Origin of the sequence: Chitinophaga niastensis, from assembly GCF_003014755.1 — a bacterium.
Taxonomy (GTDB): Bacteria; Bacteroidota; Bacteroidia; order Chitinophagales; family Chitinophagaceae; genus Chitinophaga; species Chitinophaga niastensis.
Map to the genome: position 1 here is coordinate 1,960,855 of NZ_PYAW01000001.1, position 24,640 is coordinate 1,985,494.

General features: G+C 41.0%; 20 protein-coding genes and 1 tRNA gene. 14 read left to right on the plus strand and 7 right to left on the minus strand.

What is annotated here, in order from left to right; translation table 11 throughout:
• Positions 1-31 precede the first annotated feature (31 nt).
• Genes CLV51_RS08115 through CLV51_RS08125 form a run of 3 tightly spaced genes read right to left on the minus strand, consistent with a single transcriptional unit; the run spans position 32 to position 2,408 of the window.
• Positions 32-553, minus strand: coding sequence for a GNAT family N-acetyltransferase (locus CLV51_RS08115; RefSeq protein ID WP_211301949.1), 522 nt, complete (start codon positions 551-553; stop codon positions 32-34).
• A gap of 3 nt (positions 554-556) precedes the next feature.
• The gene (locus CLV51_RS08120) at positions 557-1,771 is read right to left on the minus strand and encodes a multidrug effflux MFS transporter (protein ID WP_106527459.1); all 1,215 of its coding nucleotides are present in this window, start codon (positions 1,769-1,771) and stop codon (positions 557-559) included.
• 49 nt (positions 1,772-1,820) lie between these two features.
• Complete coding sequence (locus CLV51_RS08125) at positions 1,821-2,408, minus strand: Crp/Fnr family transcriptional regulator (RefSeq protein WP_106527460.1); 588 nt, start codon at positions 2,406-2,408, stop codon at positions 1,821-1,823.
• 185 nt (positions 2,409-2,593) lie between these two features.
• Here CLV51_RS08125 and CLV51_RS08130 point away from each other — a divergent pair, with 185 nt between their 5' ends.
• From CLV51_RS08130 to CLV51_RS08150, 5 genes are all read left to right on the plus strand, one after another.
• The gene (locus CLV51_RS08130; RefSeq protein WP_158266955.1) at positions 2,594-3,577 is read left to right on the plus strand and encodes a FecR family protein; all 984 of its coding nucleotides are present in this window, start codon (positions 2,594-2,596) and stop codon (positions 3,575-3,577) included.
• Positions 3,578-3,640: 63 nt separating this feature from the next.
• The gene (locus tag CLV51_RS08135; RefSeq protein ID WP_106527462.1) at positions 3,641-6,997 is read left to right on the plus strand and encodes a TonB-dependent receptor domain-containing protein; all 3,357 of its coding nucleotides are present in this window, start codon (positions 3,641-3,643) and stop codon (positions 6,995-6,997) included.
• A 60-nt stretch (positions 6,998-7,057) separates the two neighbouring features.
• The gene (locus CLV51_RS08140) at positions 7,058-7,849 is read left to right on the plus strand and encodes a DUF4397 domain-containing protein (RefSeq protein WP_146151247.1); all 792 of its coding nucleotides are present in this window, start codon (positions 7,058-7,060) and stop codon (positions 7,847-7,849) included.
• 10 nt (positions 7,850-7,859) lie between these two features.
• On the plus strand, positions 7,860-9,581 hold the full coding sequence (locus tag CLV51_RS08145; RefSeq protein ID WP_106527464.1) for a hypothetical protein: 1,722 nt from the start codon (positions 7,860-7,862) through the stop codon (positions 9,579-9,581).
• A 351-nt stretch (positions 9,582-9,932) separates the two neighbouring features.
• Entirely contained in the window at positions 9,933-10,343 is a 411-nt protein-coding gene (locus tag CLV51_RS08150) for a hypothetical protein (RefSeq protein WP_106527465.1), read from the plus strand.
• 225 nt (positions 10,344-10,568) lie between these two features.
• Here CLV51_RS08150 and CLV51_RS08155 read toward each other — a convergent pair whose 3' ends face one another.
• On the minus strand, positions 10,569-11,174 hold the full coding sequence (locus CLV51_RS08155; protein WP_245898652.1) for a short chain dehydrogenase: 606 nt from the start codon (positions 11,172-11,174) through the stop codon (positions 10,569-10,571).
• A 58-nt stretch (positions 11,175-11,232) separates the two neighbouring features.
• Positions 11,233-12,099 carry a helix-turn-helix transcriptional regulator gene (locus CLV51_RS08160; protein ID WP_106527467.1) on the minus strand — a complete coding sequence of 289 codons (867 nt, stop codon included), beginning with the start codon at positions 12,097-12,099 and terminating at the stop codon, positions 11,233-11,235.
• Positions 12,100-12,845: 746 nt separating this feature from the next.
• On the opposite strand from CLV51_RS08160, the gene CLV51_RS08170 reads away from it, so the two are divergent.
• From CLV51_RS08170 to CLV51_RS08205, 8 genes are all read left to right on the plus strand, one after another.
• Positions 12,846-14,267: an AAA family ATPase gene (locus CLV51_RS08170; RefSeq protein WP_106527469.1), complete on the plus strand. Its 1,422-nt coding sequence runs from the start codon at positions 12,846-12,848 to the stop codon at positions 14,265-14,267.
• Positions 14,268-14,281: 14 nt separating this feature from the next.
• Positions 14,282-14,659, plus strand: coding sequence for an SWIM zinc finger family protein (locus tag CLV51_RS08175; protein ID WP_106527470.1), 378 nt, complete (start codon positions 14,282-14,284; stop codon positions 14,657-14,659).
• A gap of 305 nt (positions 14,660-14,964) precedes the next feature.
• Positions 14,965-17,442: a beta-galactosidase gene (locus tag CLV51_RS08180; RefSeq protein WP_211301950.1), complete on the plus strand. Its 2,478-nt coding sequence runs from the start codon at positions 14,965-14,967 to the stop codon at positions 17,440-17,442.
• Between the two features lie 80 nt (positions 17,443-17,522).
• Positions 17,523-18,047 carry an endonuclease/exonuclease/phosphatase family protein gene (locus tag CLV51_RS08185; protein ID WP_106527471.1) on the plus strand — a complete coding sequence of 175 codons (525 nt, stop codon included), beginning with the start codon at positions 17,523-17,525 and terminating at the stop codon, positions 18,045-18,047.
• A 4-nt stretch (positions 18,048-18,051) separates the two neighbouring features.
• Positions 18,052-18,258, plus strand: a complete 207-nt coding sequence (locus CLV51_RS08190; RefSeq protein WP_106527472.1) for a hypothetical protein — start codon at positions 18,052-18,054, stop codon at positions 18,256-18,258.
• Positions 18,259-18,269: 11 nt separating this feature from the next.
• Positions 18,270-19,088, plus strand: coding sequence for a hypothetical protein (locus CLV51_RS08195; RefSeq protein ID WP_146151248.1), 819 nt, complete (start codon positions 18,270-18,272; stop codon positions 19,086-19,088).
• A gap of 216 nt (positions 19,089-19,304) precedes the next feature.
• The gene (locus CLV51_RS08200) at positions 19,305-19,640 is read left to right on the plus strand and encodes a helix-turn-helix domain-containing protein (protein WP_106527474.1); all 336 of its coding nucleotides are present in this window, start codon (positions 19,305-19,307) and stop codon (positions 19,638-19,640) included.
• Positions 19,641-19,646: 6 nt separating this feature from the next.
• Positions 19,647-21,986: an N-6 DNA methylase gene (locus CLV51_RS08205; RefSeq protein WP_106527475.1), complete on the plus strand. Its 2,340-nt coding sequence runs from the start codon at positions 19,647-19,649 to the stop codon at positions 21,984-21,986.
• Positions 21,987-22,237: 251 nt separating this feature from the next.
• Here the strand turns inward: CLV51_RS08205 and CLV51_RS08210 are convergent.
• Positions 22,238-22,311: transfer RNA gene (locus CLV51_RS08210), tRNA-Asp, on the minus strand.
• A gap of 270 nt (positions 22,312-22,581) precedes the next feature.
• On the opposite strand from CLV51_RS08210, the gene CLV51_RS08215 reads away from it, so the two are divergent.
• On the plus strand, positions 22,582-23,424 hold the full coding sequence (locus tag CLV51_RS08215) for a rhomboid family protein (protein WP_106527476.1): 843 nt from the start codon (positions 22,582-22,584) through the stop codon (positions 23,422-23,424).
• A gap of 46 nt (positions 23,425-23,470) precedes the next feature.
• On the opposite strand, the gene CLV51_RS08220 is transcribed toward CLV51_RS08215, so the two are convergent.
• Positions 23,471-24,589 carry a TIGR03118 family protein gene (locus tag CLV51_RS08220; protein ID WP_106527477.1) on the minus strand — a complete coding sequence of 373 codons (1,119 nt, stop codon included), beginning with the start codon at positions 24,587-24,589 and terminating at the stop codon, positions 23,471-23,473.
• Positions 24,590-24,640 lie beyond the last annotated feature (51 nt).

A 24,640-nucleotide genomic window follows, 5' to 3' on the forward strand; every position in this document is an offset into this window, starting at 1 on the left:
GGTTTAGAATTTTTAAAACCAGTTTAACCTTTTACTTAAAGTATTTTTTTAGCTCAACCAATTCCAATGGTTGTAATGGCCGGCCAAATTTTTTTTCTATAGGGAAGGGGATTGTTTTATCAGTGAGATGGAAACCCCGCCGAATGTACCAATCTATTAATTCGAGCCTCAAAGAAATAACGTCAATTACTATACCCGCAAGGTTTTGTTTAGAAGCAATTTCTTCTGCATCCATCAGCATCATTTTTCCGATGCCTGTTGCCTGTATGTCAGGAGACACGGTTAACAAACCCAGGTATAACTCTTTTTGTTTTGTTTCGAGGTAAACACAGCCAACAATTACATCTTCGTTAGTTATACATTTTCTTATAACCACTCCGGGCTTATTCATCATTTGTATCAGCGAAGCCACATTCATCCTGTCGCCTTCAATTAAAAGCGCTTCAGTTGTCCAGCCCTTTTTTGAATGCTCCCCCCGGTATGCGCTGTTAATTAATAGCACAAGTTCCTGTGCATCATTAGTAGTGGCAGTCAGCATTTTATATTCTGGCATATGCTATGGTTTTAAGTAGTTGATTATTTTTAGGACAAAGTATTTTTTGATAATATCACTTTTGCGTAACACTAAAAAACTCAAAAGGGAAAAGCAAAACAGGAGCGTTGTCATTGGTAAAATGGAGTGCCTTTTAACAAGGTTTACAGCTAAAGAAGCGAATCCCCCGGTAAACATTTGCATACTTCCCAATAAGGCAGCAGCCCTGCCGGTATTTTTACTGAACGGTGCCATACACTGAGCTGAAGAATTTGGGGAAATGAATCCCTGGCAACTTAATAAAATAAAAATCAACAGCAAAATACCATACAAATGCAAATACCCGAACAGGGTTGACAGGAAAAGTATAAGGGCTGTCAGCGTGTGCATCAATGAAGCCCGCCTGACTATCCATTCACTTTTATATCTCTTCAGTAATAACCTGTTTAACTGACTGGCGCTAATCAGGCCACCGGCAAGAATGGCAAATATCCATCCATAGTGTTGCTCCGTCATTCCATACAACTTCATAAAAACGAAGGGAGAGTCAGCTAAATAAACATATAGACATGCGGATGAGCAGGAGCCTGAAATTGCATATTTATAAAACTGCGGTTCTTTTAAAATCGTCAGAAAAATATTTTTACCTGAATCAGGAACAGCAAATGTTGCTATTTCAGAGGGCTTGCTTTCCGGCAATAAGAAGTACACCGAAATCAACAAAACCAATGAAATCAGTGCAAGTATAAGAAAAATGTACTGCCACCCCAACGTAGCTGTAATGTAACTTCCAAAAAGCGGTGCAACAATAGGAGAAATGCCAATAACAAGCATCAGTTGGGAAAATATTTTTGCATTTTCTGAAACGGTAAACAGATCTCTTACAATTGTACGGGAGGCTACTATTCCTACACAGCCGCCTAATGCCTGTACTAATCGCAATGCTATTAAAGCATTAGCCGAAGATGCAAACATGCAAGCCAATGATGCGGTACAGTAGATAACAAGACCACCATAAAGCGGCTTTTTTCTGCCAACCTTATCTAAAAGGGGGCCATAAATAAACTGGCCTGCGGAAATACCAATAAAAAAGCTGGACAAAGAAAGGGAGACATTGGAAATCGATGTTTTTAAATCCGCAGCAATAGCGGGAAAAGCGGGCAAATACATATCTATAGAGAATGGCCCGATTGCCGCTAATAATCCCAGTAGGACGATAATATAGTTTTGTTGTTTCATTTCTGAATGCAAAAAAACTATATCAGAGATAAAAAAGCCTTATGGTAGATTAAGAAAATGAATTCGTCTCTCTTTTTCTTAATACACTCAAAAACTCCGGGGTTATTCCCAGGTAGGAGGCAGTAAGCCTTAAAGAAATACGCTGTTCCAGCCCGGGGTATTTTTTTTTGAACTGGCTGTATTTTTCTTCTGCAGTTAAAGAATTACTTTGAATAAAGCGGTGTTGAAGCATGATAAAACTATGCTGCCACCTTTTTATTATGAACTTTTGAATTGCCGGAATTTGTTCTATCAGTAAATGATAATTTGCTTTACTGATCTGCAGCAACTCAGTATCTTCAACTGCCTGGTAGTAAAAGAAAGAAGGAGTGGTGTTTAAAAAACTATCAATATCAACAACCCACCAGTTTTCTATGGCAAACTTTGTCACGCATTCAATTCCCTTTTCGTTTGCATAACAAACTTTAAGGCAACCTTTGTTTACAAAATAATCATGTCTGCAAATTTCTCCAGACTTGATAAGGTAATCCTTTTTATAAACTGTTCTTGATTCTAAAACCGAAGTAAACAAATCAGTTTCAGATGGGCTAAGTCGCACATGCTGGGAGATACTTGATAATATTAAGTCGACATTCATAAGGGTAAAATTACTATTTAAAACCCACTATTGAAGGCATCCGTGACGTAAACGCACTGTATTACCAAATTGTTAAGCATGCACTTTTCCTCTTGTCAGCTATTGAGGTAGATGCCTGTTTTTACGTGATAGTATTGAGCATGTGAATGAGCGGGATTGTCCCGAGTATGCAGCAAACCTTTTTTATGTTGGATCAACAATTATGGCAGCGATATATTGACGGTACAGTTACTACCGCCGAAAGAACGGACATATTGCAATGGTTGCAGTCATTGGATGATGAAGCACTCGAACAGTTGCTGACGGGAGGCTGGCAGGAAGAACCACCGCCCATGCCAGCAGAGCATGCCGCTCATTTAGATAATTACCTGGTGTCTGTCATGTCTGAAAAGCCATTGGTAGTAAGCAGCAAAAGGAGGTGGGGATGGTGGGCCGCCGCTGCTTCCTTGTTACTGTTAAGCAGCAGTGGTATATGGTTATGGAAGACAGGGAAGAAACAAACGGTAACAGCACCGTTAATGTCATGGCGAAAAATTAAGAACAATACCACTACTATCTCTAAAATAACTTTACCGGATAAGAGTATTGTATGGCTTACTCCCACCTCTCAGGTGGATATCCCGGATGATTATGCACAACAGGCACGCCATATCACCTTATCAGGTGAAGCTTTTTTTGAAGTAGTACCAAAGGCGGCTGCACCTTTTGTGGTAACAGCGGGGATGTTACATACAACAGTATTGGGTACCAGTTTTAATGTAGAGGCCTATACGAATGAACCGACTGTCAGCATTTCGCTGGCTACAGGCAGGGTATCAGTAGAGTTGCCACGCAAAGGTAGAAAGGACAGCACATTGGTATTGTTTCCCGGCGCTAAACTGATCTTTAAAAAAGGTCCTCAGCTTTTTACCAATACTCATTTTTCCATAGAAGATACGCTGGCCTGGAAACAGGGAGGATTTATATTGGAAGATGTACCGGTGGCCGTAGTATTCAACCGGTTGGCCAGGAGATTTGGTAAAACAATTGTGTTTGATCCGGCAGCCTTCTCCGGCGCCAGGTTTTCCGCTAAGTACAACCATCCTGATCTCCGCGTGGTGCTGAAGAATATGGCTTTCATACACAGCTTCCACTATCATATGCGGGCAGATAGCATTTTTATTTATTGATTATAAAAAAAATGTCCGGCTGGCAGGCCGGACATCAAAAACAATTGTTTTTAAAGATTAGTTATGAACAAATTTACAAAAAGCAAAGCAAACCGGCTGACAAGAAAATGTTGTTCAGTTATGTGTGTGCTATGGATGTTGATAACGGGTGATGTCAGTGCACAATCGCCGGCACTCACAGCACCGGTTACCCTTTCTTTTACCAACACCAACCTGGCCGTAGTTATTGCGGAAATTGACCGCCAGAGCGACTTTGCGTTTACTTACGACAAGGCCTCTCTAAGTAGTGTAAAAATGGCTGCTGCCACCTGGAAGGGCGTACCGTTGAAAAGCGTACTGGCAGACATTTCGCGCACTACAGGGATGATGTATGAAATAAGTGGGAATACCATCGCTGTGAAAGCCGGCCGGCAGCAGCACCCGGGCACCTTACGGGGCCGTGTGGTGGATTTTGAAACATCCTCTCCGTTGCCGGGGGCTACTGTAAAGCTGGAAGGTACCACTACCGGTACTATTACAGACAACAGGGGATTTTATCAATTGCCCAATGTTACTCCAGGTAAATACACAGCGGTTATCACTTTTATCGGCTATCAACGAAACGTAATCGCCAACATAAATATTGAAAGTGATAGACAGGCGGTATATGATGTGAAAATGCAGAGTGGAGGCTCTCTCAAAGAAGTGGTGGTAGACGCTGGTCCACGTAAGGTAAAATCTGTTACACACAGCACCGAGGCGCAGTTGCTGGAAGAAATTCGTCATGCTACCGGAGTGGTATCAGGTATCTCCAATGAACTGATTGCGAAAACCCCCGATAGGAATGCGGCTGAAATAGTGAAAAGAATTTCTGGCGTTACCGTAGTGGATGATCGCTTTATTGTAGTACGTGGTATGAATGAGCGTTATAATCTTACTTTCCTGAACGGTAGCATTGCACCTTCCACAGAATTGTATAACAAAGCCTTTGCTTACGATCTGCTGCCCAGCAGTGTGATCGATAAGATCCTGGTATATAAATCTCCTGTGGCGGATCTCGTGGCAGACTATGCTGGTGCCGCGGTAAAAATATCTACCAAAAACGCCATGCCCATAAAACATTTTGACATGGGCCTGCAGCTGGCGCACCGGGAAGGATCTACGCTGCAAAACAGCATGAGTTATAACGGTGGAAAATATGATTTTTTGGGCTTTGATGATGGTACGCGTAAACTGCCGTCTTTCTCTCCCGGTATTTTTGAAAGTAACCGCCAGGTCACCAATGTGCCACAGTCGGAATGGATGAAAGCACTCTCTCCGGTATTGAGCTATGGTACCCGTTACACCTTACCGGATATGCAGGTTTTCGCCAACTATTACAACAGTTGGAAACTGGGTAAGGCCAGGTTATATGATCTTACCGCCATCACCTATACCAAAGAAACAGCCGGCTATGATGTTTACCGGCAGAAGGGGAATACAGAGGCCCCAATAATCGGTAAAGGAAGTGGCAATGCAGGTGGCAGTGTGCAGGACAATAATAAAATAGCCAACGGTAAGCAATCTTCCGAAAATGCTAAAATTAATATCCTGGAGAATCTAACGCTGAAACTGAACGATCACCACGAGTTATTTCTACGGAATTTCTTTGTAAATGATGGTCGCCGTTTTACCAGCGAAAACACCACTCATCCTAATCAGCCGCCGGGGGTTGGTCTCATTATTAATGAATACCGTACCAGGGATATCGTGCTGTCTTTTCAGCGTCGGATGTTATACGCCGGCAACTTAGGCGGTAAGCATGAAATGGGACATAACAAACAGCATGAGCTGGAATGGAACCTGGGATATACTTACGATTTACAGAGTTTACCTGATCAGCGGCTGATTCACCTGTATGATTATTCACTGATGACTGATACCAGCTGGAGGGCCGTGCCTTCGGGCTATCTGGGTATGATCAGCCGGTTGTTCATCAAGAACCTGGAGCAGGTATATAATGGCGCTATAGATTATACTTTTCATATCCGTCCTGAATTTTCACTCAAAGCAGGTACCTATAATATCTTTAAATCAAGGCAGGTGGGCCGCCGGTTTTTCCGCGTGAACAGGGCAGGGCTCTCCAATGCAGATATCAATCCACCAACGGATGATGGGGAATGGTATAATGATCACGGATTTATTAATTCGGCGTTGCTGCAATTCAGTCAGCAGGATCTGCACAAAGTATGGAGCCCCACTTATTTTAATAATGATAACACCGGCCTGGGTGTGTATGATGCTACCACCCCGGTAGATGCGTATGTGGCCAGTGAACAATATCACGCGTTTTACCTGATGGGAGACTGGAAAACTGCCGGAGAAAAACTGGTGCTGAATGGTGGTCTGCGGCTAGAGTATGACCGGCAGCGGTTATCCGGCGCCAGAGAAGGAAATAATGGCCCTCAAAGTTTGCAGCCGATTAATGTAGATCATCCACAAACGTTGCTATTGCCTTCTGCTAATATCAGCTATCTCCCCGGCAAAACATTTGTATTACGGGGTAGTTATGGCCGTACCGTGAACAGGCCCGATTTCCGTGAACTGACTCCTTATAATGATTTTGATTTCCAGAATAATGAAAATATTCAGGGTAACCCCAAGATCGTTACTGCGATTGTGGATAACTATGATTTCCGCGCAGAGTTATACCCGGCAAATAATAAAAACGAAGTATTGAATGTGGGCGCTTTTTATAAGCATATCCAAAATCCGATTGAGCGGATGCGGAGAGAAACTTCCGCCTCTGACTATGGTCTGTTCCTGAACTTCACCAACATTACGTACATCAATTCTGTGAGTGCCGATATTTATGGCCTTGAGGCGGAGATAAAGAAGAGCCTTTCTTTTATCCCCGGTAATTTATTCCGGAATCTTTCGGTGGTATTAAATGGATCGTTAATAAAAAGTACTACGGTAACCCATGGCTTTAATGCTTCTTATGTTATAGATAGTATACACAAGAAGGGAGAACCTTTGCAGGGACAATCTCCTTATGTGGTGAATGCCGGATTATTCTATGAAAACCCCTCCTGGGGAACTAAAGCGGGGGTTGTATATAATGTAAGTGGCCCCCGTATTTATGCCAAGAGCCAGCGAACTAAAGAGGATACGCTATACACAGATAGCTATATCCGTCCTGACTTATTACAGCTGCCTATGCACCTGCTGGATTTCTCTGTTACACAACGTATCATTAAATCATTACAGGCAAAGTTCAGTATACAGAACCTGCTGGATCAAAGCTACCGTATTGTGGAAGATCAGAACTTCAATCAGCATTATGATCCCGAAAAGCTTGTAAAACAACCCAGTGGTCCTGCATTAATGGTAGGAGATAATATCTATACGAAATATAAACCCGGCAGGTATTTCCTCTTACAGTTTACTTATTCTTTCTAAAAAAATAATACGATGATTGCTTATATCCGGAAAATATTTTTATCACCTGCTTCATTTTTCATGGCAACAATCTGTTTGCTGCTGGCCTGCAATAAAGACGTAACACCTATACCCGATACGCCAAAAGGGAACATCTTTTTTTTCAACGGATCTTTTGCATTAACGGGTGAAATAAATATGCCTAAAAGCCAGACCAATTTTATATTAATGGACAGCCAGGATAGTACGTATCATTACAATTTCTATTTTGGGGCATCTAAATATCCTTATTTTGATCAGGGTTATCTCTATACCTATCCTTATTTAAAAGGGCAATGGCCTACTTACTGGCAGATCCCGGCGGGCAATCATACATTCAGACTGGTGGATAGTTCCAGTTCAATCCTGGATAATACCGTTGTTGATTTAGACGCCAGAAAACCAATGGCAGTCGTGTATGCGGACAGTTGTGGTATTTTTCGCAGTTTGGTGGCAGCCGATGATTATTCTCCTGTCAACGGAAAGATGGGGCTTCGGATTATTAACATGAGCCCCGTGGATGGTCAGATTTTTCTTACCGTGAATAATGAGATCCAGCAAACGTTGCCGGCGTCCACGCATATGGGAGATCATACCGGATTTATCCCGATGGATGTATCCCGGCAGGATACGCTGTCAGTGAAGGCATTTTCTGTCAGCGATAGCAGTACCGTTCTTGGACGTACTTTGCTGATGGTGCTGCCAGGGCATGCTTATACCTTACTGATGACCGGTTACTCTGATAACCGGAGCTCTTCTTATGTAGATCCTCGTACGGGTAACACCGTTTCTTTACAAAGTAATTTTGCCATAACACCGTTGAGTAATTTTTAAATAAGACAAAATGAGAACAATACTTTCATGCCTTATCCATGCTAATAGCAACAGGTGGCTCCTTTCTCTGGTAGTATTACTTTTTATACTGCCGGCATGCCGTAAGGTAGATGATCATAAAAACCTGGTGGAAGCACAGCCCTGGCTGGCAGACGAATATCCTCTTGGCGGAACGTACGGTCAGTTTGAATGGAAATATCCACAGGTAATGGTGGTGGGCGATACGGCGATATTGATAGGAAAGTTATTTGCCGGTAAACCGGGCAGTGAAATACGCGTAGGAGATGTTCCGGTAAAGCTGATAGATCATATAGAAGTAGATCCCAATAAACAATATACCAACTATGGTCTTCCCTATGAAATAATGGACGTGGTGCGTTTTGTGGTAACAAAGGAAATGGGCTTAGGTGCCAGCCGGCCTGTTACCGTTACTGCCAATGGTAATACTGTGAGTGGTCCGGCGGTGGCGGTGCAGGAATTTGCACAAAGTGCCGGTAAAACGGATACCACACTCATCGTAGACCAGCTGGCACATTGGCTGCCTGCAAATGCCGGTGCTTTCAGTAGTAATGGTTATGCTTTGGTTCGCAGTATCCACTGTGATAAAACAGGTAATATCTGGTTCGACAATCAGCTGGGCATCAACCAGGTAACAGGCGGACAGGTCAACAATATATTCAAGGCCGGTGATCAGCTGAAAGACGATCAGGGAGCCGCTATTACATTGAAGCAGGTATTAGGCAGCGCCATCTCTTTTGATGGAAGTACCTTGTTTTTTTCTATTGAGAATACAGAACCTTCTATTGATACAGCGGCCAATTACATCTTCCGGTTATGCAAAATGGATGTGGCTACCAGGAATATTACTACGATAAACCGTACACTGGTGAAGAAAGGAACTGTTGCATTAAGCGAAGATGGAAGCCCTTACCAGGGCAATGTTGATCATTTGAAGGTAGTAGCAATGTTTCTGAATACAGATGTACAGAACAATCTCTTTTATACCAACTACTATGCTCCGGGAGATGTTGCTAACGCGCACACTGACTGGGAAACTGCCATTAGTAGCGGAACAATAAATACAGAAGCATACGGTAAGAACCTGATGATTATTTGCCGGCTGGATATCACCGGAAGAGTTAAAGTACTGATGAGTGCTCCTTACTTCTATGACATGAAACCTTCATATACTACTCCCGGGGAACATGTGGTCTCAAGTATATATCTCTTGGATCCGTCGGGCCGGTATGTATATGGATTTGCCAATTTTGCTGACTCCCGCACATTAACCTTACAGTACGATATACAACAGGAAGCTGTAGTTGCCACTGTAAAATCTCCTTATGGCCTTTTTGCTTTCCGCTCCTATGATACTATTCCGGCTACAAAATATACCGGTACTTTAGTACTTCCTGTAGACTGGGGAAGTTTCATTTATGCGCTTAATAATGTAATGCCGCAATCAGATGGTTCGATGCTGGGGATACTAGGTGGCTCACTTTATAGTTTCAATATTCAGACATTAGGGGTGTATTGTTATGCAGGTGTGGAAAATGGCAATAATGCTCCGGCACCCGGGCAGAATAAGCTTACCGGTAAAGCCAAATGGGTGGATTTCAGCCATGCAGTACTGATAGGGCAGGATAAGACCAATGCTGTTTATTATTGCAATGGATATGCAGATTATACGAATGGAGTTGATTTTTATAAGTTGCATCCGGTGAAACACTAGTGATGCTGTATCAGTCAACAAAAAACAGACGCCCCGGACATTAAGCCGGGGTGTTTGCTTTTAGAGAAACAGAACGGATAATCACCAGCCATAGTAGCATTAACCCATAAATGATCACTACAAACGGTAGATATAACTGAAACTAGTAATCAGTATTCTCAACTATTTATTGTAAATATTGCTAAAAGAGCTTCGAATTTGCGATTTCTTACTATTTCCACCTCTCTCATTGTGCTAATTTAGTGCGGCCAAATTGTCCTGTTGTATTAGAAATAAACAGTGTTATGATCTTTATCATAATTACCACATACAACAGTAGCATTCCTTGTAAATTATTAATAAATCAAAGCCATGAAAAAGGTTATACAAAGCTGCGCTCTTATTGCATTTGCTATTGCAATACTTTCTGTGCAGGTTGCTTGCAAAAAAGATACGAAGCAAAACAATATGAATACTTTTGAAGTTGAATACAGGATTGTTTCTGTGAATAGCTCTTTTACCAGGATTACATATAATGATCAGACAGGAACACCTGTTGTGTTAAATGACGCAATGCAGTTCCAAAATGGGGTGAAGAAAATTACTGTTTCTGCTAAACCCTTTACAGCCAGATTATCAACAGAAGTTAATAACCAAACCAGTACTACTTTTAAGTACGATCTATACATATCAGTTGATGGGCAGCAAATAAAATCAGTATCCGGCAGCGCTCCTCCTATGACTCCGTCAACAGTAACAGCTGTTGAATATACAGTACAATAACGCATTGTAGTTGTCCCGTTTTGAAGGATGCTGAGTTAATGTAGTATGTTTTTACCTGCTAAAAACAGAAAAGCCGCATAAATCATACGATTTATGCGGCTTTAATTTTAAAGAAAGTTTCTTGTTGCGGACTACTGGGAGCAAGGGTCGAACCTTTTTGCAGCTGATCTTGAAAAAAATATCTCTTTGCAAAACAAGTTTTGTGATATAATCCCTTATCCCGGCTTAGGAATACACTTTGATAATCTTTCCGTCAACTGCTCCCTCCACGCTTAGGAGGTAAGCATTAACCAGCTTCTGCATAGGCACCAGATTGTAACCAGGGAACAGCGCACCATACCTTTCCCAGCTGTCTTCTACAAGCCCCGGGCTAACTGCATTGATACGCTGATCTTTTTTCAGCTCCTGGGCAGCAGCCAGCACAAAGCTATTTACCGCACCGTTGATCATTGCCACACTGGCCCCATTTTTCGCAGGATGTTCAGCTGCAATACCGGAAGTCAACGTAAAAGAACCACCTTCGGTGAGATACTGTTTGCCAATGAGTACAAGATTGACCTGCCCCATTAATTTACCTTCTATTCCACCCATCATATGGTGCTGCTGCATAGTCTGGAAATCTCCGTAGTAGCCGGTTCCGGCGGTACAGATACAGGCATCTACTGTTTTCAACTGGCGGAACATGTTTTCAATCGACGCAGCAACAGTAATATCGACCTGAATATCACCACTGTTCCGTCCTGCAATAATAAGTTCATGCCGGGGAGATAATGCTGCGGCCACCTTTTTCCCGATGGTTCCCTGACCACCTATGAGTACTATTTTCATCATGTCTGATTTTATAGTACAAAGCTAGTGATACAGTCAGAGGTAGGGTAGTCCTAACAGCTCAATTGATAGTCGTTTCGGCTCGTAAAGATTGCGGCGTGCTACCATATTTCTTTTTGAAAATGCGTATGAAGTAGGAAATGTTGTCATACCCGCATTTCCAGGCGATTTCTGATACCTGCAGGTTGGTATTGGCTACCAGCAGGTGGGCATGCGCAAGTCGTTGCTCATTGATCCATTGACGTGGAGGCATATGGTAGATACGCTGGAAATCCCTTTTAAACGTAGCAAGACTACGATTGGTAAGATCAGCCAGGTCCTCGATAGTAACAGGTTGCAGCAGGTAAGTGCGGACAATATAATCCAGGTCTTCCGGCTCTGTGCTGATCGCATCCGAAATGAAGTCGCAGACGTTGCGCTGATGACCTGAAGTCATCAGTAATAATAAAATTTCTTTTTGTTTAAGTGAAAGTAGCTGGCCAGTATGCAACAAGGGCTTATTAAAATACTTTCTTAGTTGTTCTTTAAATCCCTGGACCATCTCACTGCAAGGGAAAACCATATAGGATGTTGTTGTTGCAGCCTTCCTGTTGTTGAAAAACGGCTCCATAGAAATAGTTTTTAATAATTTCACTGGCAAAAACAGCATCAGCGCCTCAAAATTCAATCCTTCCGCTATGTATTCTGCCATGACATAAATACCTTTTTTCAGCAACACAACGCTATCCGGACCGGCTTCGATCGTCATATCGGGAAGATGCAGCAGCTTTATTCCTTTGGTAACAAAGATCAGCGTATGTTCTGTCAGGAAAACGGTGCGTTTTCCTGCTTTCGATTCTTCTTTCAGCTTGGCGAAAACCTCTCCGTTTTCAGTCAGGAAGGAAGGATCATTAGCATTTAATTCTGTAGGAGGAAAACGAAAAAGCATGCGCTAAAGATACTAAATGACTGTTTTATTTATCGTTTAGTTATTTTGTTTGTACAAATCTTTATGTTCAGACTTATTATTGTTCCTGATAGGAATGAGTATTATATGTTGGGTAGTCAGACGGGCGATCATATGAGTTTTCTCTCAACAAAATTATTTAAGGATACACCTTTTTACATATTCTCTGGTGTCGATGCAGATGTTTTATTGATCAAAAGATTGTATTTTCCTTATCGTAGTGTAAGAATTGATAATGGGAATGCAACAGATGGAAAGGTCTTTTTTACTGATTAGCCTGTAATCTGGAAATAGAATTTCCTGGAAGAATATTAAAGTAAAATCGACCCAAAAAGAAAACCCGCGACTTGGGCAGGTTTCTAAAAAATTTTGCGGGCTGGAGAGGATAATGTTCGAACTTATTTGTGGCAGATCTGGGGAAGATCTTATCCTATGATTCTTAAGTTTAAGATGGCGAAAATCTATGTAGAGAGATTTAATAATTGTCGTTTTATGTGACTGGTACCTGTTTTTTTAACTACTTTAATACTTAATGAGCTGATAATCAATTGTAAGTAATGTGGTTAACCGAGTTGTGGATAAGTTAGCAGTTATAAATACTTGTATAATTTTGACTATTTGCCGTCTATTTGGCTTTACCTGTATGCTTAATCAGTATTAGAGCCAATTTGGCTGTCAATTTGGCTCTAATACTTAAAATTGATATATTTAAAGCCAAATTGTAAGAAATGAGTAGAATAATTGGAAGGGAGAAAGAATTGAAAATGCTAGAAAAAGCAACAAAATCTGAGACCTCCCAGTTTATTGCAGTATATGGAAGGCGAAGGGTTGGTAAAACTTTTCTAATCAGAGAAGCTTTTCAACAGGATTTTGCATTTTACCTTACTGGTGTAGCTAATATAAATCTACAACAGAATTTGTCCAATTTTCAAAGAGCCATGCAGAAATATCATCCTGATGAATCTGCTCCTTTTCCAGAAAATTGGTTTGCAGCTTTCGGTCAACTGGAAGAATTATTATCAAAAAGCGGGAAGCAAAAAAAAATAGTATTTCTGGACGAACTTCCATGGCTGGATACTGCGCAATCTGGTTTCATTCAAGCACTCGACTATTTCTGGAATTCATATGCTAGTGCAAGAAACGATATTATTTTGATTGTATGTGGATCTGCTGCCTCATGGATGATCAATACACTTATTCATAATAAGGGTGGGTTACATAACAGGGTTACCCACAGGATACGCCTGGAATCCTTTTCATTGAGGGAATGTGAAACTTTCTTTCAGAGCCGTGGAGGAGTATTTAGTAGATACCAAATAATTCAATTATATATGGTGATGGGAGGTGTACCTTTTTATCTTGATCATGTAGACGTAAGTATGAGTGCCTCTCAAAATATAAATCGATTATGTTTTCAACGGGACGGATTATTGACAGAAGAGTTTAGAGATCTTTATACTTCTTTATTCAATAAAGCAGAGAAACATCTTTCCGTCATTGAAACGTTAAGCAAGAAAGCAAGGGGTTTAACACGTTCCGAAATTATTGACGATACAGGGTTACCTAATGCAGGAAGTACGACAAGAATATTAAATGAACTGGAGGAAAGTGGCTTTATACGTAAGTACTTCTCATTTGGCAAGAAGGAGAAAAGTAGTCTTTTTCAATTAAGTGATTTTTATTCCTTGTTTTATATCAAATTTATACGCGGAAATCATGCGTTGAACGAGAATACCTGGATTAATGGACTTGATTCGCCACAACAGAGATCCTGGAGTGGTTATGCATTTGAGCAGGTATGTCTTGCTCATCTGACAGAGATTAAACATGCTCTCGGTATCAGTGGTGTCCAGACAAGTAGTTCTTCATGGATTAACACGGGTGAGGGGAGTAGGCGACAAATAGATTTGGTTATAAATAGAAAGGACGATGTTATTAACATATGCGAAATGAAGTTCTCTATTAATCCTTTTACTATTGATAAAAAGTATCAAGCAGAATTACAGGACAAAATAGACACGTTCCGAACAGCAACGCGTAGCAATAAATCCATTTTTTTGACTATGATTACTACTTTTGGAATAGTCAGAAATATGTATTCTAATAGTATGGTCCAGAATAGTTTAACCATGGATGATTTATTTCGATGATTTAAACAATTCTTATGCTCACATTGAGAAAATTTGAATTACAGATAAGTGATACAATCGTATATAGAGGAAGGGAATATTATGAAAATGGTGCTGTTGTTGATCTTGAGGAAACAGGAAAAGACTTCTGGCGAGCCGAAGTGATGGGAACCGAACCATATGCAGTGGAAGTGGAGATTTTCAAAAAGGACAACATAAAATCATATTCATGCGACTGTCCTTATGACGGTGATATTTGCAAGCATGTCGTAGCTGTTTTATTTCTTCTGAGGGAAAAAATTGCAAACACTGCTGTTCGCAAAAAAGTAGTCCCCAAAGCAGATTTTGGTAAGTTAATACAAAAAATAAGCTTAGAGGAGTACCAGGAATTTATTTTTGATCCATTGTTGTAAACCTGTTATGCAGGGGTGAAAGCCCAGCTAACATTATCTTAGATGATTCCCATGCAACTGTTGTAAACCTGTTATGCAGGGGTGAAAGCCCCTGCATGATTAAGTATCATTAGCAGGCAATAAAACATCAATGGAGGGTAAATTTGATGTTGTTTTTCCTTTTAAACAATTGGATCTTTGCATGTTTAGTTTTAGTTGAATATTTTACCTTGATCCATTGTTGTAAGTCTGAAATGTAATGGTGAATCCCCTGATATTATTAAGTATCGTCACCCTTTTTTACTACGTATTATTAGAACATTGCAATGAAAAAAATTAATTGCGGGAAACAGATTCCGATCGCATTAGGATTACTCTTTTCTTCTCTGATACTGGCAATGAGTACCCTGGCTCAGGATATCAGGCTGTTAAAGCATTTCCCTCATCCGGACAGAATCCGCTATGATGGAGATTGTATGACGATTGAAAATAAGGATGTATTTATATATAGCGCGGCTTTCCATTATTTCAGAACCCCTAAGGAATTATGGCGGGACCGGTTCCGCAAAATTAAGGCGGCAGGTTTCAATACCGTAGAAACGTATGTTCCGTGGAACTGGCATGAGCGTGTAGCGCCGGCTTCTATTGCCGATCAGTCAAAGTTTGATTTCTCGGATCTCAGCGCCTGGTTGAAGATGGCGCATGAGGAGTTTGGGTTTTATACCATTGTGAGGCCGGGGCCATTCATTTGTGCGGAGTGGTCAGGAGGCGCATATCCACGCTGGCTGGCGATGTATGGTCCTGGTAAGGGTGACTTTTGGTTAAGAAGTGCAGATCCGGAGCATATCAAATGGTGCATTCACTGGTTCGATGCCGTGTGTAAATTTATGGCCAAAGAGCAATTGACCCGGAAACCCAAAGGCAGTAAGGGAATCATTATGCTGCAGATAGAGAATGAATACGATGCTGATGATAGCAAGGATAAAGAGGTTTTCCTGAAGGCATTATATCATTCTGCAAAACGCAATGGCATAGATGTGCCGGTATTTACCTGTCTTACCAGTCAATGCCGTGGCAGTAAAGATTCGGAGCTTTCGCAGGTATTTGACTGTGATAATTATTATACTGATCAGAGCGGCGCTGCAGGTTGTGCACATAGAATGGCATCTCTCCGGAAAAGACAACCAGATGCACCCGGCTTTGTAACGGAGATGCAGGGAGGATGGTTTTCAACGGTAACCGGCGCGCTCAGCGAGGAACATTTTTCTGATGCAAGACATTTTAACGCCATTTCCTTAATGACATTGTTAGGTGGCGGTACGGGCATCAACTATTATATGTTTGTTGGCGGTACCCACTTCGCTGGCTGGGGAGCCAGGGGAATGACTACTACCTATGATTATAACGCCGCCATTGGAGAGAGCGGCATCTGTACGCCCAAATATGATGTGGCTACATCCATCGGAAATTTCATTCACCGGTATGAGCAACCATTGCTCAGATCCAAAGGAGGTCCTTGTCGTATACAAGGTGTTCCAAAAAATATTACAGGTGGTATCCGTATCGCCCCGGATGGTACAAAATTCATCTTCCTGAATAACAGTGATGCCAAAGCCGGTTACAACGGTCAGGCAGACATTATACCCGGTAGCATTGCGAAAGCAACCGAACCTATTTATAATATTGATCAGAACGGACAACATGTCCGGATGAAAACAACGGATGGTAACACTACTGCGGATAGCCTGAAATTGGAAAACATATCCATCGCCTGCCACCTGGAACCACTTGGTGCCAGGGTATTGGTGATTCCTCCCGGCGCTGCTGTGCAAGATGGCGTATGGTATCCGGAAGTGCTGTCTGCTCCCGCTTCTCAGCAGTCTACCCCACCAACGGTAAGAGTGGCTATTGCGCGGAAAACCGACGATCCGCTTACCATGGCCAGGTGGAAATCATTACCGGACGGCATATCATTAACACAATTGGGCGTCAATGATTTCAGATATAGTCTCTACCGATCTAAACTAAAGCTGGATGATCAGCAGTCAAAAAAAGAGCGATACCTGCTCTTCAATATGTTTACCCGTGATATTGTTACTGTTTCGGTAAATGGTAAGCCGGCGAAGCGTTTGTTCCCCGACAAAGCAGATGCGCAAACCTGGACAACCCGCGGCTGCTTTGACAGGATAAAGCCCAATGAATATGATAACCGCTTTGATGTATCAGGTCTGCTGAAACCGGGGAATAATGAAATAAATGTGGTGTATGAAGATCTGGGACATGCACATGGTTATGTACCTATGGAAGAATTGGCAGGCATCCGCAAAGCCGGGTTATCCTCCACTGATACCACACTGACGCATCCGTTAAAATGGGAATATGCAGCGGATGCAGCAGGCATTTCCCTTGGATATCATTTACCCTCCTATGTTCCGGCCGGCTGGAAGATAGTGTCGTTGGATACTCTTATGGAGATCCCACGCAAAGGCAATTATATTCAACCGGTAGCATCAATGAACGGACTCTTTACCTGGTATCGAATTGAATTCTCTTTACCGGCAGATAAAGTGGCACTGGAAAGTTCCTGGCTGGCCCGCATCAACGCTTCCGGTAACGGGTATATGTGGCTCAATGGTCATAATATCGGCAGACATTGGGAGGCAGGTCCGCAGCGTGAATTCTATCTGCCTGAGTGCTGGCTGCATTTTGGGACTGCCCGTAAAAATGTACTGGTGATGGGACTGCGGAAAACAGAAAAGGGAGCGTTCCTGAAAGCCATGGAGATTCGCCCTTATGCCAGATAACAGTATTCACTTACAAAATAGCAACAACAATTATTCACATATGAGTGGCCATCTTACAAACTAAAAATCGACAAATAGTTATGACAACATTTTCCAGGGTACTATTTTTTATTTTCTTATTGACCATCAGTCAGGATATATTCGGACAGAAAAAGAATGCACTAACAATACTCACTTATAATATACATCATGCTAATCCTCCTTCCAAACCTGGTGTAATAGATGTTAAAGCAATAGGAGCAGTGGTTCGCAGAGAAGCGCCCGATTTCGTTGCTTTGCAGGAAGTAGACGTTCATACCGGCAGATCTGGTAAAACGGTGGACGAAGCCAAAGATATCGCTGTTGATGCTGGTATGAATAGCTGTTTCGCAAAAGCAATTGACTATGATGGAGGTGGGTATGGCATCGCCATATTGTCAAAATATAAAATTGATTCCACTCATGTTATTAACCTGCCATCTGCCATCAATGGAAGTGAAAACAGGGTATTGTTACTGGCATTTATCAACATGGGGGGCCAAAGGACAGCTGATTTTTGCCTGTACGCATATGGATGCCTCCCAATCGGATGCCAGCAGGTTGCTTCAGATAGAAGAGATTACTAAATCTTTGCAGCCATGGAAGTATCCGGTTATTATTGCCGGCGATTTCAACGCGGAACCTGACAGTAAAGTAGTGGGAAAATTAGACGCCGGTTTTATTCGTTCCTGTAAAAACGGTTGTGCAAACACCATTCCTTCAGATGCACCCACCAAGATAATTGCAAAATATTTAAGAGACCCTTTTATTGTGGTATTATCAATCATGGGTTGCTAGAGGGGAAAATAGTGGAAGGTGAACATGAAAGGATGATTAGCCCGGAAATATTTTTGAAGGTGAATAACATTCATAAGGGTTCTGTTGGTTATGGAGTACCACACAAGAAAGAAGATAGTGCGCTGCCGCTAAAGGTGTTTATCAAATGTGATACCTGCCATCAGCCATTTACAGGGTATGTTGTAAAAGCCAAAGGGCTATGGTACTATAAATGTCGTACAGATGGCTGTAAGTGCAATAAAAGCGCGAAACGAATACATGAACTGTTTGAGGGGCTACTGAACCGGTATTGCGTAAGAGAAGAGCTAATAGAGTCATTGAAATCAGTACTTATCACTGAATATAACGGAATGAATAAGGGTAACCTGGAGCAACAAGGCATTCTAACCAGCCAGCTAAAGGAAATAAATAAAAAGATAGATAGCCTGGAGGAAAGTCGATTTGTATTAAAGGAGATGAGCCAGGAAACTTTTGATAAATTTTATCCTCGTTATATTAAGGAACGTGAAAATATAGCTGCGCAACTGGATAAATGTAAGCTAGGCATTTCGAACCCGGAAGAAGCTATTCAATATGCGCTATCACTTTCTTCTAAACTACCTATGGTGTGGCATTCCAGTGATGTGGGTATGAAAGAGAAACTGCAAAAACTTATATTTCCTGAGGGAATCGTCTATGATCGCAAAAATGAGGCACTTCGAACCGGAAAAGTAAATGAAGTATTCGCGTTAATCGCCGGCCTGTCGGGGAATACCGGCTCAAATGAAAAGGGGACAAATCATACTGATGATGATTTGTCCCCTTTTGCGGACCGGACGGGACTGCATTAATGCCTTATAAATCGCAGTTTTACAGCAGGTTTTCGGTTAGTGTATCCGAATTTGTTACCTCGCAGTATAACTTATTATGACAGTGTTAAAAGAGCTTTTATTGGTTAAGCTGCAAAAATAGATTTTCCTATGCGTTATAAAAATGCTAAAATATTTGGCAAATTACGAGAAACCTTTTAGATTTGACGGAAAAGTCAAGAATTTTAAATCAAGATCATGCAAGTGGCTTTCGGTGAATATATAAGAAAACTAAGGACAGACAATAATCTGACATTAACGCAGCTCGGCGCTAAACTCAATATTGATTCTGGAGCATTAAGCAAAATCGAAACAGGGAAAAAGCAGCTTGATGAAAAAGTTTTGCCGAAGTTGGCTAAAGTCTTCAAATTGAATTTAGATATGTTAAAGGATGAATTCTTTAGTGAAAAAATTGCTTATGCTATCTGTAAAAATAAATGTTCGGAGAATATTTTATTACTAGTAGAGGAAAAAATTAAATACATAAGAATAAAGAATACTAAACAAGGTGTACTGAAGTTCACTGACAAATAACTGACTATGGCAAAGAAACTTTCTGAGCAAAGAGCAAGGCAAGTAGCAAGGGAACTATTAACATTTAGAGGTTGGGATGTGAAATCTGTTACAAGCCAAGGTCTACTTCTAGAAGAGTCCGAGTATAAGAATCATAAATCTACTGAAACTCTGTTTAAAGGGAAATCAAAGAAGGGCAAAGGTGATGGCATCCCGGATTTTTTACTGGTAAATAATTTTGAGGGCTTAAAGCCAGTTCTGCTAATTGAAACTAAAGCCTCATTAAAACAATCAGAAGATGCTATTAATGAAGCTATCCATTATGGAGAGGCTTGCATTGAAAAAGGGCATGAAGTTCTTGTTGTAGGAATTGCCGGTGCAGAGAAGGAAATATGTTCAGTTATTGTTAGAAGGAAAATAGGAACTGTTTGGAAGAATTTAACAATTAATGGTAGGCCTATAGATTGGATACCATCTCCCGAACAGACGCAAAGAATTTTAGCAGATAAACAGAAGACTGAGATTGAGCCAGAGAGGCCATCTGAACAGATTTTGCAAGATCAAGCAAATAAATTGAATGAAATATTGAGAGAGTGCAAAATAAAAGATGAGTATCGTCCCGTATATGCTGCCACTTTCATGCTTGCATTGTGGCAGGGAGAGGTATCGATTGATTCTGATGTTGTATTGCACCAAATAAATGCGAATGCTCAACTTGCACTGAATAAAGCCAATAAGAGAGCTTTGGCAGAAAGCCTTAGGGTGGATGTTGAAAATGATGCCCTCGCGGCTAAGGCTTGGGAAATTGTAGATATACTCAAGAAATTGAATATCCGCTCTTTTCTACACGAGCATGATTATTTAGGGCAACTTTATGAGACATTTTTCAGATATACAGGGGGAAATACAATTGGGCAATACTTTACCCCGAGGCATATTATAGAATTTATTTGTGAAATTTTGAATATTACCCCAAATGATACAGTATTTGACCCTGCTTGTGGTACCGGCGGTTTTTTAATTGGTGCATTGAACAAAATGGTGAAGCAAAAGAAGCTACCATATGAGGAAGCTGTTGATTTGGTTAAAAGCAATTTATTTGGGATCGAATCTGAACCTTCAACTGCAGCACTCTGTATTACGAATATGATATTCAGAGGGGATGGTAAAAGCGGAATTATTAAAGCAAATTGTTTTGTGAAGAAGGATTTTCCGACCAAGGACGTGGACTTTGTTTTAATGAACCCTCCTTTTCCCCACAAAAAAACAGACACGCCTGCTTCTGAATTTATTGACAGAGGGTTAAAAAGTCTAAAGAAAAGAGGAATATTGGCGAGTATCGTGCCTTATTCTTTACTTGTTAGAGCGAACGATTGGCATAGCAAAATTCTTAAAGAGAATACTATTCATTTGATAGTAACTTTGCCCGCAGATTTATTTAACCCTTATGCTTCATATAACACGGCAATTTTAATGATTCAGAAGGGAATCCCCCATGGCAATAAGAAAACTTTTGTATGTAGGATTCCTAATGATGGCTTTAAGCTGAAAAAAAATAATAGAATTAAGCAGAGTGGATCTTTACTTCCGCTAATATTAGAAGCATTTGAGTCTAAAAAAGAAATACCTGAGCTCTGTAAGATGGCTCTAATTAATGAGAATTCTGCTGAATGGTCTCCTGAGGCTTATTTAGATAACGCAATTTATACTGATAGTGATTTTATTTCTGGATTTGAAGAACATATTCGTAAGCAAGCGTCTTTCTATGTATTAAATGGGGCCAAGCTTCTTAAGAAATCTCTATCAACTGAGAAGCTTGATCTAAGTGGTATTCTTTATTCTCCTACATCTAAATTGTCTCTTGAAGGAATTGGGTTTGGTGCTATGAATATTGAACAATACTTAGATGTGGTATTAGGAGGTACAGAAGAAATAGAAGATCTTGAAGAGGGCAATTTTCCGATTGTTTCAACAAGTGAGTTTTTTAACGGTGTTACTACGTGGAAAAATCCTAAAACATTTTATTCTCCGCCTTGTATAACAGTAGCAACTGATGGCAGTACTTGCTCGACTTTTGTGCAAGAATACCCATTTTATGCCTTTTATAAGGTAGCAATTCTTAATCCTAAGAAAGGGGTGAAAATTGATGTAGATGCACTATATTATCTAGCTTATTTAATTAGTCGTGAAAAATGGCGATATGTTTATGCGAGAAAGTTTGGAAAAGCAAGAATTAATTTAACCAATATAATTGTTCCAATTAAGAAGGATGGCACTCCTGATTTTGTTAAAATGGCCGAACTCACGAGAAAAGCAAATGCTTTTCCATTAATTAAATTCTTTAGGGAAAACTATAAAAAGCAATAGCTTTCATAATAACATGTTTTTAAGATTGGATAATTTCATATTGTTGATCCAGTGAGGGGATAAAAGTAAGTGAAAAGTGAAATTAAGCTTTGGCAGAAATTAGGATACACTACAATTATTTTTTGTCAGTGTATCCTAATTTGTAACCTTTCCCATTCGTTTGATGTAGTTTACCTTTACATGCTAAAAATAGAAAAGCCGCATAAATCATACAATTTATGCGGCTTTAACTTTAAAGAAAGTCCTTGTTGCGGACCAGACGGGACTCGAACCCGCGACCTCCGCCGTGACAGGGCGGCATTCTAACCAACTGAACTACTGATCCTCAATACTGGCGGGCCTTTCAGCCTTACCATTGCCCCCGTTTGGGATTGCAAATGTAGCAACAATATTTTCAATCAACCAAATATTTTTTTTATTTTTTGAAAAAAATAAAAATAGTGAACGTGAGAGTAATGTTCAGGCAGGTGTTTCATACAGCAATATTTTTCTGCTGATTTTGATATATTTGAATAATTGCACATATTGTGATTGTGTCTGCCGGCTGTTCCCATTGTTAACTACCAGCAGCACGTATAATAAAACCCTGTACATAATGACAAACACCGGAATAATAAGCCTGGTACTAATTGTAGCCAATATTATTTTTTCATACAAAGGACTAAAAAACCATTCGTTCTTTGACCGTTACTCCTTTGAGGTAGAAAGAATCCTGCTTTATAAAGAATATAAACGACTGATTACTTCCGGATTTTTGCATGTCAGCTGGCGGCACCTGATCTTTAATATGATATCATTATTTGCTTTCAGTTTGACGTTGGAAACGGATCTGGGTAGTGCCAGGTATCTCATTATTTATTTTGGCAGTCTGATAGGCGGTAATCTGCTTTCACTGTTTATACACCGGCGTCATAGCGATTACAGTGCAGTAGGCGCATCCGGCGCTGTGTGCGGAGTTATCTTTGCTTCCATTGCTTTATATCCTGGTATGGCACTAAGCTTTTTCGGACTCTTTCCTATTGCGGGCTGGCTCTATGGAATTTTATTTGTGCTGTGTGCTGTCTATGGTATCAAATCCGCGCGTGATAATATTGGTCATGATGCGCATCTGGGAGGTGCACTGGCAGGGCTTATTACCGCTATTATCATGGTGCCGGATGTGCTGGTATATAATTATATCACTATCATTGCTATCGCTGTACCATGTATATTTTTTATCTACATGATCATAACGCGGCCACATTTTTTACTGATAGATAATTATTTTTTTAAGCGGCACCAGGTTTTTGTTGATATAGATGATAAATACAACTATGAAAGGGCCAATAGGGAAAAAGAGATGGATGCTATTTTAGATAAGATCCATAAAAAGGGAATGAACAGTTTAACGAAAAGCGAGAAGGAAAAACTGGATAGGTATTCACAACAGATAAATTAAGTAACAGCATCCTCCTGATATACCAGGAAGATGCTGTTGCTTTGTTTTAGTGTGTTTTCATTAAGTAACCAAACAAACCATGTGTTTCTTCTACAGGGCCTGCTGTGAAAAATAACTGTTTTGGGTTGGCCTTAGGTACATCATTTTCCAATGCCCATAACCCCTGAATAACGATAGGGATGTCCTTGTTCTGTAAAGGACCTACAAATTTTCCATCATCATCATACATGTTAATACGGCCATCGCCAAAGTTGCCGACGAGGATAGCATGTGTCAGATTACAGAATGGGGTTCCAGATTCTACCATTCCCCATGGAGAGTTAAGCGCTCCCTGCGATGCAAATCTTTTTATCAGCATGCCATTGGTTCCGTAAATATCTACATATCCGTTGCCCGGACCGGATTGATCATCCATTTTGTTAGGCTTTTGTAAGGCATAAGTAACAAATAATCTTTTGCCTATAAGCCTGATATTGAAAGGTGCAAAGCCGGCAGGGATGGTCGGATCATGGAATGGTTTTGTAGTAACCAGGTTAAAATCTTTATCAAAAACATCCACTTTAGCATCCCTGAAATTAGTGGCATACAGGAAATTACTGCCGCCATCATTAGCTAATGCCAGTCCTTTATACACTGCCATTTGTGAGGATCTGTTGGCTACAATCACAGCTGCACTGCCGCCAGCCCAGGCTGCAATGGTACCGTCTTCTGTAGCAAAAATAAACTTGCTGGGGGTAGGTTGTTTACCACTCCAGATAACAAAATCTGTTGTGCTGTTAAATACAACGCCGGTAGGCGCACCGGAACCGGTACCATCGGGGCCGGGAATGGTTACTGAGGGGCGCAGGGTGGCGCCTGTTTTATCATAAACGGGACTGAGGCCGGTATGGTTAGCAGCCAGCCAAAAAGGACCACTGGGGGCCACCGCAATCCCCCAGGCATTAACAAGACCCGTATCAATTCTGGCGGCACCAAAACCGCTAACATCTGCCACTAAATTGGTTTGTTTGTAATCGTCCAGTATAATTTCCTGGACCAGCTGTCTACAACCTGTTATGAGCAGGAGGAGCGTACACGCAAGCACGCTGATAAAAGCAATCATAAAGGGATTGCGGGTGATTTTGTTTTTCAACGCAGACTGCTCGTTGGCAATTTTTTTTAACATTTTTACAGATTTAAAAGGTGATAAAATGCAACCCTGGGAAGGCTGTGGCCA

Excerpts from the sequence above, each read along its gene's own strand:
- CLV51_RS08115 (WP_211301949.1), bottom strand. The coding sequence starts at position 553 with ATGCCAGAATATAAAATGCTGACTGCCACTACTAATGATGCACAGGAA.
- CLV51_RS08120 (WP_106527459.1), bottom strand. The coding sequence starts at position 1,771 with ATGAAACAACAAAACTATATTATCGTCCTACTGGGATTATTAGCGGCA.
- CLV51_RS08125 (WP_106527460.1), bottom strand. The coding sequence starts at position 2,408 with ATGAATGTCGACTTAATATTATCAAGTATCTCCCAGCATGTGCGACTT.
- CLV51_RS08130 (WP_158266955.1), top strand. The coding sequence starts at position 2,594 with ATGTTGGATCAACAATTATGGCAGCGATATATTGACGGTACAGTTACT.
- CLV51_RS08135 (WP_106527462.1), top strand. The coding sequence starts at position 3,641 with ATGAACAAATTTACAAAAAGCAAAGCAAACCGGCTGACAAGAAAATGT.
- CLV51_RS08140 (WP_146151247.1), top strand. The coding sequence starts at position 7,058 with ATGGCAACAATCTGTTTGCTGCTGGCCTGCAATAAAGACGTAACACCT.
- CLV51_RS08145 (WP_106527464.1), top strand. The coding sequence starts at position 7,860 with ATGAGAACAATACTTTCATGCCTTATCCATGCTAATAGCAACAGGTGG.
- CLV51_RS08150 (WP_106527465.1), top strand. The coding sequence starts at position 9,933 with ATGAAAAAGGTTATACAAAGCTGCGCTCTTATTGCATTTGCTATTGCA.
- CLV51_RS08155 (WP_245898652.1), bottom strand. The coding sequence starts at position 11,174 with ATGATGAAAATAGTACTCATAGGTGGTCAGGGAACCATCGGGAAAAAG.
- CLV51_RS08160 (WP_106527467.1), bottom strand. The coding sequence starts at position 12,099 with ATGCTTTTTCGTTTTCCTCCTACAGAATTAAATGCTAATGATCCTTCC.
- CLV51_RS08170 (WP_106527469.1), top strand. The coding sequence starts at position 12,846 with ATGAGTAGAATAATTGGAAGGGAGAAAGAATTGAAAATGCTAGAAAAA.
- CLV51_RS08175 (WP_106527470.1), top strand. The coding sequence starts at position 14,282 with ATGCTCACATTGAGAAAATTTGAATTACAGATAAGTGATACAATCGTA.
- CLV51_RS08180 (WP_211301950.1), top strand. The coding sequence starts at position 14,965 with ATGAAAAAAATTAATTGCGGGAAACAGATTCCGATCGCATTAGGATTA.
- CLV51_RS08185 (WP_106527471.1), top strand. The coding sequence starts at position 17,523 with ATGACAACATTTTCCAGGGTACTATTTTTTATTTTCTTATTGACCATC.
- CLV51_RS08200 (WP_106527474.1), top strand. The coding sequence starts at position 19,305 with ATGCAAGTGGCTTTCGGTGAATATATAAGAAAACTAAGGACAGACAAT.
- CLV51_RS08205 (WP_106527475.1), top strand. The coding sequence starts at position 19,647 with ATGGCAAAGAAACTTTCTGAGCAAAGAGCAAGGCAAGTAGCAAGGGAA.
- CLV51_RS08215 (WP_106527476.1), top strand. The coding sequence starts at position 22,582 with ATGACAAACACCGGAATAATAAGCCTGGTACTAATTGTAGCCAATATT.
- CLV51_RS08220 (WP_106527477.1), bottom strand. The coding sequence starts at position 24,589 with ATGTTAAAAAAAATTGCCAACGAGCAGTCTGCGTTGAAAAACAAAATC.